The following is a 14,025-nucleotide window of genomic DNA, read 5'->3' on the forward strand; positions in this document are numbered from 1 at the left end:
TTAAATAATTACTTATTCAAGTTAAATCACTCTACCTTTGAATTTATTAAAATAGCGCCAATAAACATGCTCCATTCCTTCAAAAAAACTCCACTTGAGAAGAATTATCAGTTATTATTTGGGCAAGAATTATTCCTGTGAATTGACCATGAATGCTCATACCGTAACGTTGGCCAATGTCTTAACGATTCAAAAGCTTAGCAAAAAATTCGGTGAGCGTTTTGCTGTAAATCAAGCATCATGGTCTGCTCAAAGTGGTCAGATTATTTGCCTATTGGGACATTCAGGTTGCGGTAAAACAACCATGCTACGTCTGATCGCAGGTCTAGAGACTCCTACTGAGGGTTCTATTCAGCTAGAAAGAAAAGTTCTATGGGACCCATATCAACAAGTTCAAGCTGAAGAACGCAATATCGGTTTTGTATTTCAAGACTATGCTCTCTTTCCACATTTGAGCGTGTTGGAAAATGTGATGTTTGGATTGAAAAAAATCCCGAAGCACGAACGTCAATCTATTGCTGAAAATGCGTTAAAGCATGTCTCTATGTCGCATCATATTCATAGCTATCCACATACTTTATCTGGTGGTGAACAACAGCGTGTCGCTTTAGCTCGTGCACTCGCACCTAAACCTCATGTTTTGCTTATGGATGAACCATTTTCGAATTTGGATCATCGTTTACGTGATCAAATTCGACAAAGCACCATTGATATTTTAAAACAGACTTCGACCACAACTATCATTGTGACTCATGATCCTGAAGAAGCACTTCAAATTGCTGATCAGATTATTTTGATGCATCAAGGCAAAATTATTCAAAGTGGTACGCCCAAGCAGCTTTACTTCCAACCCAAAACACTTTTTGCAGCACGTTATTTTTCCGATTTGAATGAAATAAAAGCTCAAATACAAGATCAACAACTGCATACGATTTTTGGAAATATTGCGACTCCAAAACATTTGACGAGTAGTAACGAGATTCGTTGCTATTTTAGACCCCATCAATTACGTGTTAATCGGATAAAAACTGAAAATAGTCTAGCTGCTAAAATTATTTCGTCGAAATTCTTAGGCTATTCACAACTACTTAAATTAAAAATCGAGGCAGAAGATAAAGTGTTAAGTGCTTATGTTGAATATTCTCAACATTACGACCAAGCAGACACCGTCTACCTATCGTTAGATTTATCTCAGTGTTTCTTTTATGAAGCCAATGATTCAATCGAAACCCATCAATCATCCACTTGACTGGTATTTATTATTCAAGTTTCTTCTTTTTAGGGATCAAAAATGAACCAACGAATAAAACTTCATGCACTTTCGGTTAGTCTTGTCGCACTCAGCAGTGGTTGGGTAAATGCCGCTGAGGTCAATCTCTATACCACTCGCGAACCTGTGTTAATTCAACCACTATTAGAAGAATTCAATCAAAAAACAGGTATTAAAGTAAACACTGTTTTTATCAAAGATGGAATGCTGGAACGTGTTAAAACTGAAGGTCGCCGCTCACCTGCAGACGTCATGCTGACAGTTGATTTCGGTAATTTGGTTGATTTGGTTGAAAATGGTTTAACTCAACGAGTGAACTCTAAAGTTTTAAATACCGCGATTCCAGGTAACTTACGTGCAGCCAATGGTCATTGGTATGCGCTATCTATGCGTGCTCGTGCAGTGTATGTCTCTAAAGATCGTACACCACTAAAAGCCATCAGTTATGAAGAACTCGCAAATCCAAAATGGAAAGGTAAGATTTGTATCCGCTCTGGCAGCCATCCTTATAACACATGGCTAATTGCATCCTATATTGCTCATCACGGCGAAAAAGCAACTGAGCAATGGTTACGTGGTATCAAAGCAAATTTAGCACGCCCAGCGAGTGGTGGTGATCGTGATGTTGCACGTGATATTCTCGGTAAAATTTGTGATATCGGTGTTGCAAATACCTACTACGTAGGAACAATGCGTAATGGTGATGCTGAGCAACAACGTTGGGGTAATGCAATTAATGTTGTATTACCTCGCTTTAAAAATGGTGGAACGCATATCAATGTATCAGGTGCAGCTGTAGCAAAATATGCACCAAACCGTAAAGAAGCAGTTCAATTATTGGAATTCTTATCTTCAGATCATGCACAAGCAATCTATGCACAAAGTGGTTATGAGTATCCAGTAAAACCTGGTGTGAAGATTGATCCAATTATCGCAAGTTTCGGAAAGTTAAATATTGATAACGTCCGTCTGAGTGAAATTGCAAAATATCGTAAAGCAGCAAATCTGTTAGTCGATAAAGTTCAATTTAATCACTAAGTGATTTTATGGGCAGGTCATCCATTTTGTTTTGACCTGTCCAATCAAACTTCTTAAACCTGCTCTTCAATAGTTTCTTAATCTCTAATGACCAAAAATAAGCATCACTTTAATTTATTTACATCGCTCAGTGGGGTATTGACCTTACTTGCTTGCTTGCCTGTTATTGCATTGGTTTTAACAGCAATTCAGGGTAATAGTGATATTTTTGGGCATCTGATTCAGTATGTTCTGCCCCCTACTTTGGTTGATACCAGTATTTTATTATTTGGTGTTGGTCTACTCACGATTTTAATCGGGACTGGTAGCGCATGGTTAGTAACCGCATATCAGTTTAGAGGTCGAGCTTTTTTAGATTGGGCGCTGCTGCTTCCCCTTGCAATACCAACATATATCATCGCTTATAGCTATATCGATATTTTACATCCTATCGGCCCAGTACAAAGCTTTCTAGCAGCTAACTTTGGTTGGGAATCTCAACCTGCTTGGTTTCCGAATATTCGCTCTGTTTGGGGCTGTATTTTTCTATTAAGTTTTGTCTTATATCCTTATGTCTATTTAAGCACACGTGCAATGTTTCTCATGCAATCAGCTAGCTTGATTGAAGTTGCTCGCAGTTTAGGGCTCAACCCAAACCAAGTTTTTTTTCGAGTCGCGATTCCTTTAGCTCGTCCAGCAATCGCTGTGGGGGCTAGTTTAGCTTTGATGGAAACCATCAATGACATCGGCGCAACCGAGTTTTTAGGCGTCAAAACCCTAACTTTGTCGATCTATTCAACATGGACAAATCAATCCGATCTCGCTAGTGCTGCACAAATCGCGATTTTCATGTTGATCATTATTACTTTATTGGTTGTTATTGAAAGACTGGGTAGACGCAAACAACGCTATATGAACTCTGCTCAACGTAGTCGATTGATGCCAGCACAACAACTCAGTGGCACAAAAGCTGGTTTATGTTTAACGCTTGGATTAATCCCTATCACGATTGGTTTCCTCATTCCATTCATGCATTTATTGGTGGAATCTTATAAGCGTTTCAAATATGCAGGTTTTTCAGACTATTTATTACAAGCATCAATCAACACTTTATTTTTAGCTACAGTTGCTACTGTGATCACAATTGCAATCGGATTTTTTATTGTCAGTGCGGCACGCTTTAGCCAAATTACATGGTTTAGCCGAATTGCCAGTTTAGGTTATGCAATACCTGGAACTGTGTTGGCAATTGGTCTTATGTTATCACTTGGAAAAATTGATCATGCGGTAGCTGATTTTCTTGAATTTAAGTTAGGAATTCACACAGGCTTACTCTTTTTAGGAACAACTTTCACCCTCGTTTATGCTTACAGTGTACGCTTTCTTGCAATCGCAATTGGTGGAATAGAGTCTGGATATAATCGTATACATGGCGTATTTGATGACGCGGCTCAAAATTTAGGCCGAAATCAATTTTTAATATTAAAAGAAGTTCATCTTCCACTACTCCGCCCTGCAATCATCTCTGCAGCATTACTTATTTTTGTGGATTGTATGAAAGAATTGCCAGCCACCCTGTTACTTCGACCTTTGAATATGGAAACCCTCGCAACTCAGTTATATGCTGAAGCCTCAAGAGGAACATATGAAGATGGAGCAATTGCAGCATTATTAATTGTTTTAGTGGGTTTGATCCCTGTCATTCTGCTTGCTCGTATGAGTAAAGTGTTAAACAAATAAATAAGATTTTAGCGATATAGCGAATTCTGCTATATAGTCCCCAAATAAGAAAGGGTTGTATTTAATCAATACAACCCTTTTTTCTATGTCTACCGAATCATCGATTAGAAACGATAACGAACACCAGCTTCAAATGAACGCTCAGGACCAACATAAATCCCTTGACGTAGACTTGCGATATAGCGCTTGTCCTCTAAGTTTTTAACTGCACCATAAAACTCAACTTGATCATTCAAGGTATAGCGTGTTGTCAAATCGACAGTCGTGTAAGCATCGATTTTTCCAGTAAAGAATCCTGAAGTATTCTCTACAATCGGTTTGGTATTTAATTCATCAGTAAACTGAGAACCTGTATAGTTTGCACTCAACTGACTACGTAAACCTGCATAGGTATAACCTACCCCAAGATTTGCTACCCATTCAGGTGTATATGGTACACGGTCACCATCTTTTGATTTTAGTGAACCATTTTTGTTGTAACGATCGCCTTTGAACTCAGCATTTGCAATCCATGTAAGATTAGCAAACACATCGAAACCATTCTCAAACTCTAAACTTACAGCACCTTCAAGCCCTTGGTTGTATGTTTTACCACCATTGGTCGATTGGAAATCTGAGTTACTGTTAGCTGGAATAATTTGATTGTCAAAGTCCATACGGAAAGCAGTTAACTCGTAACGAACTGCATCTTGCTGACCTCTTAAACCCAACTCCCAACTTACCGCAGTTTCTGCCTCTAGTTTTTGATCTTTCATTCCACTGAGTGAGTCACCATTTAGTGCAGGTGAGAATGCCTTGTAGACACTAGCGTAAAGCTGAACAGCTGGAATGAATTGATAGGTGACACCTAATCCAGGCATTACTTCAGTATTTGAAGTTTTAACTGTTTCATTCTTTTGTTTATCATCACGTTGTTGTTCATAGCGTTCAACACGAACACCAGGCGTTACAGACAATTGATCTGAAATATCGAAACGGTTTTGAGCATACAAAGCAACACTCTTCGCGGAATCTTTGGTATCTTTTGCTGTCGTACCTGAACGAGGTGTAGCACGTTTCGCATTAATCGTAACGTCATCCATTTTCTCATTCATCAAGCGCAAGCCAATCTCAGCTTCACCAGGAATATTAAAAATAGTATTTTTGGCGATCAGACGAGTTTCCGCTCCAATACGTTCAAAAGCACGATTATTGCCACTTACATTATCAGTATAAATCCAACGACCTGCAGCTTGTGAAGCTGTAGCATTCACGCCATAGCGCCAGTAATCACGATTCATTTCACTCCAATACAGCAATGTTTGAAGTTCAGTGTCTGGATTAATATCCCAACGATGATTGATATCAAAAGAATTTCGCTCTGTTAAGAACCAATCATCAGGAGCAGGATTATTCTGTTTCTTGGCATGATACTCACCCAAGAACTGACCACGATATGAAATATTGGCATCATTTTCATAATGAGTAAATTTAACACCAACCCATTGATTATCACCGATGGCTGTACCTGCTTTGATAACGGCATCTTTCATTTCATAGCCTTTATCCATGAAACCGTCACTTTTCGCCCAACTTAAAATCGCTCCAACATTGCTATCTTTCGTTGGAGAACTGCCACCCAATTCAACAGTTGTCTTATAGGTATCCCAAGATCCAATTGATAGATCAACAAGAGCACCATCTTTAGGTTGTTTAGTACGATAATTTACTACACCACCAATATTCATAGGTCCATAACGCAACGCAGAAGATCCCTTAAGAACTTCAATGCTATCCATACGTTGAATACGAGGATTATAATAACGACCATTTCCAACAAATAAGCCAGCCGCTACAGGTACACCATCTTCTAAAATAAGTGTTTTGTAATCAGCCGAACTAATTCCTCGCATACCAATATTGGCAACAATTGCAGACTCCTCTTCAGGTTTAACATACACACCTGATACGCGTTTTAAAATTTCTTCAGTAGAGCTTGGAGTGAATTGTTGAATTTGCTCTTGGCTTACAATTACCGCTGCACCTGGAATTTTTGAAATTGAATCTTCTTGTGAGCCAATCACTTGAATCGTAGGTAATACAACAACTTGTTGAGTTTGTTCAGTAGCAGCATAAAGCATTGGTGCAAAACCACCAAACAGCAAACCACTCATAACAATTTGATTTTTAATAAATAAATACTTTTCCATGTGACCCCTATAATCAATCATCAGATTGAAATTCAGATTAAACTTAAAATAACCTTAAAAAACCTCGCAATTATAATACAAATAAAAACAATTATCAGTTAATGATTCAATATGAGTGGTATTTTTGTTGCTATCAGGTTTCTAAAGCAAAATTCTTCTGGTGCTACATCTATTAAAAAATACTGATAATTTTCGAATATATAATAATTAAGGATTTAAGACACTGATCTACTCGACAAACATGACTAATACTGGGTTAAGATACCTTTTTAGTTCTTCTGTAAATTCTGCGTGCAAACATGAGACTTAGCACTTAAATCATTAAATAAAACCCTACCTTCCTCAATGAAGGCTTAGGAGTAACAAATAAAATAAAAAAACTAACTTACTCTTTTGTTGCTAATTTCCTCATTCATTTTAGGAATCCTTTTTGTCAATCAAGCTCAATTTGTTAAGATGGCTGTCGAAAAAGGGTTTACACCAAAACTGTATTTTATAATTTAGTGATTTTGATATCGAAAGTTAAGATTTCTGAATTTCGATCAATTTTAGGCAGTAATGGTAAAACTTCATTTAGTAATATATTTTCAATTTAAGGACTTATAACGCATGAACAGTGACTCAGTTATGGCTGATCTCTCATCTCACACGCCGATGATGCAGCAATACCTCAAAGTCAAGATGGAGTATCCACATGCGCTTTTGTTCTATCGTATGGGTGACTTTTACGAACTCTTTTTTGAGGATGCCCATTTAGCTGCAAAATTACTTGGTATCACGCTAACCCATCGTGGCAAAACAAATGGTGAACCAATTCCAATGGCAGGTGTTCCCTACCATTCCGCTGAAGGATATTTAGCACGTTTAGTAAAGTCAGGTCGTACCGTTGCAATTTGTGAGCAAGTTGGTGAAGTTACGGGGAAGGGACCTGTAGAACGTAAAGTAGTCCGAGTTTTGACACCTGGTACCTTAACTGACGATGCGCTTTTATCAAGTTATCAATCCTCAAATTTAGTTGCTCTGTGTATACAACAAAATCAAATTGGTTTTGCATTACTTGACTTGAGTGCAGGTATTTTTAAAGTTCAACAACAGACATATAAACAAGAGCAATTGCCAATAGAACTTGCTCGCTTGATGCCAAGTGAAATTTTGATTGATGAGGATTTAGTCGATCAAAACATCATCGAACATATTAAGAAAAATCTAGATTGTCCAATTACCAAAAGACCGAATGTAGATTTTAATCAAAATAATGCTCAAAAGACGTTGTGTGACCAGTTTGCTGTTTCCACCTTATCAGGCTTTGGGTTAGATCCAATTCCTCTGGCAAAGGCGGCTGCGGCTGCGCTTATTCATTATGCTAAAGAAACACAAAAAACGGCTCTACCTCACATCCGTTCTATACAGATCGAACAGAGTACAGATTTTATTGCTTTAGACCCAATTACACGTCGTAACCTTGAAATCATCGAACCGTTATTTGAGCATGGAACATCTTTATTTCAATTAATCAATGATTGTCAAACTGCGATGGGTGGTCGCTTACTGAGTCGCACACTCATGCAGCCCATTCGAGATACAGCAATACTCGATGCTCGTTTGGATGCAATCGAGCAATTATTGAAAGGTTATCACGAATCACCTGTTCGCTTAGTTTTGAAAGAAATCGGCGATATTGAGCGTGTACTCAGTCGAGTAGCTTTGGGTAGTGCTCGACCACGTGATTTAGTTCAACTTCGCCAAGCCTGTGCTCAAATTCCTTTTTTACGACATGCTTTAGCGCCTGTCCTCAACACTGAAAAATCCAAACTATTAATTGAGCTTGATCAGCAACTTGGTGATTTCAAAAGTCTACACCAACATCTTATTGCAGCAATTGTTGAAAACCCTCCTGTACTTTTACGCGATGGAAATGTAATTGCAGAGGGATATGATGATGAATTGGATGAATTACGCAAAATACGTGATCATGCGGGTCAATTTTTAATAGATTTAGAAATCAAAGAGCGTCAGCGAACAGGCATCAATACGCTGAAAATTGGCTACAATCGTGTAAGCGGATACTATATCGAATTAACACGAGCTCAAGCTGAGCAAGCCCCTGCCGATTATATTCGTCGTCAGACACTTAAAAATGCTGAAAGATATATCACACCTGAACTTAAAAGCTTTGAAGATAAAGTGCTTTCGAGCGAATCTCGTGCGCTCGCTCGTGAAAAACTACTGTTTGAATCTTTATTGGATGAATTACGCCAAAATATTGCTCAATTACAGATGATGAGTGCTGCAATTGCTCATATCGATGTTTTAGCGAATTTTGCACATCAGGCAAGATTAAATAATTGGGCAAGACCTGAATATACACCAGAAACTTGTATCAAGATTCAGGCGGGTCGACATCCAGTGGTTGAGTCTTTAAACAAAGCTCCATTCACTCCGAATGATACATTCCTTGATCATCAACATCGTATGGCGATCATCACTGGTCCCAATATGGGTGGTAAATCCACGTTTATGAGACAAACAGCTTTAATTAGCTTGCTCGCTTATTGTGGTTGTTTTGTCCCAGCGAAATCAGCAAAGCTCGGTTCTATCGATCGCATATTCACTCGTATCGGCTCAGCTGATGACCTCTCTACAGGCAAATCAACATTCATGGTTGAGATGACTGAAACTTCTCAAATTCTACATCATGCAACAAGTCAATCTTTAGTATTGATGGATGAAGTCGGACGTGGAACCAGTACATATGATGGCTTATCTCTAGCATGGGCATGTGTACTCGATTTAACCAAACGTATTAAGTGTTTATGTCTTTTTGCAACACATTATTTTGAATTAACAGAATTGGGTAGCGAGGCTGGAATTGACAACTATCACGTCACCGCACAAGAGTTAAATGGTAATTTAATCCTATTACATAAAGTACAGCATGGACCTGCAAGTCAAAGTCATGGTTTACAAGTCGCAAAATTGGCTGGTATCCCTGCTAATGTGATCAAAGATGCACAAAAACGTTTGAAAATACTGGAAAAACAGCAACATCAGCATTTACAAAACTCTGTGCAAAATGATCTGTTTAGTACAGTTGAACATGAAATAGGAACTAAAGTTGTTGAAAAAGTAATTGAAGTAAAAATTCAATCACCTGCTTTAGATCTGTTAAAGCAACTGGACTTAGATGACCTTACCCCACGCCAAGCTTTGGAACACCTTTATCAACTCAAAGCTTTATCTAAAAGCTCAGATACTATTGAAAATTAACCCCATGCTAGGTTCTCTACTATATTAAAGTTAGCACCTAGCAAATTTTAATTTCTAATTAAGTTTGAAAATGCGTCTTTTATCGTAGGATGAAGTGCAAATAGATTCAGGTTATTGAGAGTTATTATCAACAAAACTCATATAAATCAGCCCTTTTCATTGATACGAATAATAAATATCAATAAAAGGAATTGTTTCTATCTGCATTTTTTGCCTAAAATACGCTATTGAAAATGAAAACCATATTTTTTAGGTAGCTGCCGCCATGACCTTTGTTGTCACAGAAAATTGTATTAAATGTAAATATCAAGATTGTGTTGAAGTTTGTCCTGTAGATTGTTTCTATGAAGGTCCTAACTTCTTAGTCATCAATCCTGACGAATGTATCGACTGTGCACTTTGTGAACCAGAATGCCCTGCAAATGCAATTTTCTCTGAAGATGAGTTACCTGAAGGTCAAGAAGTCTTTATTGAATTAAATGCTGAATTATCTGAAAAATGGGCTGGCAATAACATTACTCAAATCGGTGAACAACCTGCTGATCGTGAGGAATGGAACGGCAAACCAAACAAGCTTCAGTATTTAGAAAAGTAATTTTCAAAAAGGCCAGTTTTACTGGTCTTTTTTTATACCTGAATCACACATTTCTTTGCAATTGTGCCATTTTTAGCCCCCTATTTTGCATTAAAATAGGCACTATACTAAATGTGAATTGCTTTTTTATGATGCGAAATAAATTACAGGGTCTGTTTTCATTATTTGTCATCCCTGTGATGATGGTTGGTTGTGCCACGTCTCCAAAGAAAGTTAGTCCAAGCAAAAGAATATATATTCCTGAAGAACAAGTAACTTTTAATCGTCCAATCCCAACAAAAACAGAACCTGCATCTTATCGTCAGTGGTTAGGTCAGGACGAAAACTACGCACGTGTACGCGAATATGAACATTTCTTAATGCGCAATAATGTCGCACATATTATTCCTAGTTTTGAATTGCTGAAAACAGCAAGAGACTGGCAAAAGTGCGGACGTTCAGAATACATGGTTCCAAATCGTGAATTATGGAATAACTCACTTTCAACATTACGAGTATTCAAATATTTAATCGCTGCAAAAATTCTTACTGATTTCGAAGTTACCTCAGTTTATCGTGATCTACCACTGAATCAGTGTGCAGGTGGTGCAAGCTCATCAAAGCACTTATTTAATTCCGCAATTGATTTTCGTATTGGACCTGAATACCCTCAACCCCAAGATTATGCATATATAGAACAAACAAAATTCAAGTTATGCCAATTTTGGATTCAGCATGGTCAAAGCCTAGATCTCGGTATTGGATTATATAGTTCAGGTCAAATTCATTTGGATACTCAAGGTTATCGCACTTGGGGTCCTGATTTGACTCGTAAAACATCTCTTTGTAACTTCTAAATTGCAAAACTCGAGTAAAAATGAGGTCTTTTGATCTCTTTTTACTTTCAGCGCTCATGATTCCTTCAGCATTGAAATTGCACTTCCAAGATAAATGTTTAAAATGCAGCTATCAAATTTATAGGTAAATACAACCATGCAACAGTTGTGGACAGACATTGATGAATATATTAATTCACATCTCATTCCCACAGACGAGAGACTTCAACATGCATTAGATAACACTGACCAGCAGGGTTTTTCTAATCATCTAGCTGTTGCACCTAACCAAGGCATGTTTCTACAAATGTTGATTCAAATGAATCAATGCAAGCGTGTGCTCGAACTCGGTACATTTGCTGCTTATAGTACAATCTGGTTGGCGAAAGCACTGCCTGCTGATGGATATTTGCTTACTGTGGAAGGACGGGATACACACGTGATCCTTGCCCAAGAAAATATTGATTATGCCAATATGCCAACCCAAATTGAGCTTAAAAAAGGTCGTGGCGTTGATATCATGAATCAATTAATTAATGAAAATAGTGAACCATTTGATTTCATTTTTATTGATGCAGACAAACAAAGTTATCCAGAATATTTTGAACTCAGTTTAAAATTGGCACGCTCAGGCACTATCATTGTGCTAGATAATGTCATTCGTTCAGGTGATATCTTAGATTCAAATAATAAAAAACCAAGTATTGAAGGTATCCGCCAAGCTTTTACTGCGCTCCAGAATCATCCTCAACTTTTATCGTGTACTGCTCTACAAACTGTTGGATCGAAAGGGCACGATGGCTTTGCAATTGCAATCGTCAAATAGAGGTTAAAAAATAAACTTTTATTTTTTAACTATAAATATCAATAGATTAAGTGTATTAAGATTGCTTTTCCATATAGTTATCCACAGGAATTGCGGATAACTATATGGAATAAAATGAACTACTTAGCAACAAGCAGCGGTACATTTGCATTTCTAAATATCGTGGTTGTGATACTACCCAAGAAAAACTGATGAATCTTACTGTGACTAAATGCACCTAATACAATCAGCTGAATGTCATGTTCGCGTTGATATTCCAAAATATTTTGTGCTACATCGCCATAACGATATATTGGTATTACATCTAAACCAGCACTTTTAAGATATTTCTCAGGTTCAGTCAGCATCTCTGGATGATCACCAACATACAGTAAATGGCATTGCAGTTTTTTCAATAAATCACTTTGAGCAATTCTCTCCATCATCTTTTGACAAGTCGGAGAGTATTCATAAGCAAAAATAAAACGTTTTGGTGGTGAAAAATGCTCCCCTACGGTAATTACCGTGCAATTCGCCCCACGAATAAAGTTTTCAACATTACTTCCAATTGGTTTATTTTTTTCAGCAGCGCGTTCCCCGACTCGCCCGATGATTACCACATCATTTTCTTTAAGAATATTAAAACTCTGTTCAAGAAAATCACCTTTTTCTTGAATTTTGGTGCTAGTCAAACCGTAATTTTTTTCAATTAATTCAGAGATATGTTTCAGTAAATTATTACTATAATCCAAAGCCAATTCGCTTTGCTTTTGTTCTAACTCAGCCAATTCTTTAAGTAACATGGCATTACTTTCAAAACCGATTACACCACTAATTTCACCTAAATGGTAACTGGCGGGATAGTAATCTAGGATTTGTAAAAGGACTAATTCTCTTTGAGTTTGCTTGGCAACCCAAACTGCAGCCTCCGCCACCGCATCGATACAGGGTGAGGAATCGATACATGCAATAACGCGGTTCATAATCGCCTCTCTTTAGGTTCAATACCTTAGGTCTTCTACTTATTTTTAACTTAACACAGATAGATAGCAGGTTGGTTAAATTTATGTATAGAATCTCTTGAGAGTTTTCTAGTTAATTCTTATTTCCGATAACGAATCAATTTTGCAGGGTTTCCAGCCATAATTGCATGTGGCTCAACATCTTTAGTAATCATACTATTCATACCAATAACCGCATGATCACCAACTTTAATCCCATCCTTAATTCCAACATGAGCTCCTAACCAAACATCACGTCCAATTTCTATGCCTTGTGAACGAACTGCTTGCTGATAGATCGGTCGATCTAAATCCATACCATGGTCAAAAGCATACAGATGACTATATGCTGCAATTCTAACTTGATCATGCAACTTAATACCTGCGCGACCTCCATCAAGAATACAATGGTGGTTGATCGCGACTTCAGAACCGATTTCTAACGGTCCATGTAAAGTACAATCGGCAGCAATAAAAGTATTATCGCCGATAGTAATTTTACGTCCTCGCTCAGCAAAGATATGTGCTAAAGGTGAAATAAAACAATTGTTGCCAATTTCAACTGTTTCCATTTCCATTAAATAGTTCTGATATTCTTTTTGCCATGCTTCCGCCCATTCTCTATGTTTGGGTTTTAAAGACCAATATAACCATGGCATATAGTTCAATCGATGTTTATGCTGTTCACGATATTTCAATAGTGGATCATGCATCATCTGTTTGATCCTCAATAAGTTTAAGCTGCTCGCGACCACGCGTTATATCTTGAAGCTTGAGCTTTAATGGTTCAATCTGGTGTATTTGCACTTGTGCCTGAATACTAACACCCGTTTCAGTATAGTTTTCTAGAAACTCAATTTGCTGTTGTAGTAATTCATATTGAATAATAGCCCATTCGTTAAATGCACAACGAAAAGTAATCTTCTTTTTCTCAATTAATTCTATTTTTTCAGCGAGTAGCAGACACTGTCCTGCACACCCACCATACGCCCTGACTAAACCACCAGTGCCTAGTTTTACTCCGCCATACCAACGATTCACCAATACAATAACATTGGTTAAGTCATTCCCCTCTATCGTTGCTAATATCGGGCGACCTGCTGTACCTGAAGGTTCGCCATCATCATTGAACCGTACATGATGACCTATTTTCCATGCCCAGCATTGGTGTGTCGTCGAGATGTCCTTTGTCTCTTCTAAAAACTTTTTTACTTGTTGCTCATTTTCTACAACACTCGCAATCGCCTGAAAGCGACTTTTTTTAATTTCTTCTTCAAAGGTAACGGTTTGAGCAATGGTAAAAGGCATAAAAACATCAATGCAAAT

Annotated in this window: 11 protein-coding genes; 7 read left to right on the forward strand and 4 right to left on the reverse strand. The window is 37.7% G+C overall.

Annotation, left to right across the window (positions count from 1 at the left end):
• Positions 1 to 148 precede the first annotated feature (148 nt).
• The 3 genes from F948_RS02410 (at position 149) to F948_RS02420 (ending at position 4,027) form a co-directional block, all read left to right on the forward strand.
• A complete protein-coding gene (locus F948_RS02410; protein WP_004959619.1) occupies positions 149 to 1,249 on the forward strand; it encodes an ABC transporter ATP-binding protein in 1,101 nt (366 codons plus the stop codon).
• A gap of 42 nt (positions 1,250 to 1,291) precedes the next feature.
• Complete coding sequence (locus tag F948_RS02415; protein WP_004959624.1) at positions 1,292 to 2,308, forward strand: extracellular solute-binding protein; 1,017 nt, start codon at positions 1,292 to 1,294, stop codon at positions 2,306 to 2,308.
• Positions 2,309 to 2,395: 87 nt separating this feature from the next.
• Complete coding sequence (locus tag F948_RS02420; protein ID WP_004959627.1) at positions 2,396 to 4,027, forward strand: ABC transporter permease; 1,632 nt, start codon at positions 2,396 to 2,398, stop codon at positions 4,025 to 4,027.
• 104 nt (positions 4,028 to 4,131) lie between these two features.
• Here the strand turns inward: F948_RS02420 and F948_RS02425 are convergent, their stop codons facing one another.
• A complete protein-coding gene (locus tag F948_RS02425) occupies positions 4,132 to 6,216 on the reverse strand; it encodes a TonB-dependent receptor family protein (RefSeq protein WP_004959629.1) in 2,085 nt (694 codons plus the stop codon).
• 609 nt (positions 6,217 to 6,825) lie between these two features.
• Here F948_RS02425 and mutS point away from each other — a divergent pair.
• From mutS to F948_RS02445, 4 genes are all read left to right on the forward strand, one after another.
• Entirely contained in the window at positions 6,826 to 9,483 is a 2,658-nt protein-coding gene (gene mutS, locus F948_RS02430) for a DNA mismatch repair protein MutS (RefSeq protein WP_004959631.1), read from the forward strand.
• 265 nt (positions 9,484 to 9,748) lie between these two features.
• Positions 9,749 to 10,078 (forward strand): ferredoxin FdxA, encoded by a 330-nt coding sequence (gene fdxA / locus F948_RS02435; protein WP_004639922.1) that lies wholly within the window; start codon positions 9,749 to 9,751, stop codon positions 10,076 to 10,078.
• A gap of 128 nt (positions 10,079 to 10,206) precedes the next feature.
• A complete protein-coding gene (locus F948_RS02440) occupies positions 10,207 to 10,914 on the forward strand; it encodes a D-Ala-D-Ala carboxypeptidase family metallohydrolase (protein ID WP_004959633.1) in 708 nt (235 codons plus the stop codon).
• Between the two features lie 136 nt (positions 10,915 to 11,050).
• Positions 11,051 to 11,719, forward strand: a complete 669-nt coding sequence (locus F948_RS02445; RefSeq protein ID WP_004959635.1) for an O-methyltransferase — start codon at positions 11,051 to 11,053, stop codon at positions 11,717 to 11,719.
• A 119-nt stretch (positions 11,720 to 11,838) separates the two neighbouring features.
• Here F948_RS02445 and F948_RS02450 read toward each other — a convergent pair whose 3' ends face one another.
• The 3 genes from F948_RS02450 to F948_RS02460 form a co-directional block, all read right to left on the reverse strand.
• A complete protein-coding gene (locus F948_RS02450) occupies positions 11,839 to 12,681 on the reverse strand; it encodes a universal stress protein (RefSeq protein ID WP_004913328.1) in 843 nt (280 codons plus the stop codon).
• 119 nt (positions 12,682 to 12,800) lie between these two features.
• Positions 12,801 to 13,412, reverse strand: a complete 612-nt coding sequence (locus F948_RS02455; protein ID WP_080592503.1) for an acyltransferase — start codon at positions 13,410 to 13,412, stop codon at positions 12,801 to 12,803.
• Positions 13,405 to 14,007, reverse strand: coding sequence for an IMPACT family protein (locus F948_RS02460; RefSeq protein ID WP_004959641.1), 603 nt, complete (start codon positions 14,005 to 14,007; stop codon positions 13,405 to 13,407). The genes F948_RS02455 and F948_RS02460 overlap by 8 nt, the downstream gene beginning before the upstream one ends.
• Positions 14,008 to 14,025 lie beyond the last annotated feature (18 nt).

This window comes from Acinetobacter junii CIP 64.5 (genome assembly GCF_000368765.1).
GTDB lineage: Bacteria > Pseudomonadota > Gammaproteobacteria > Pseudomonadales > Moraxellaceae > Acinetobacter > Acinetobacter junii.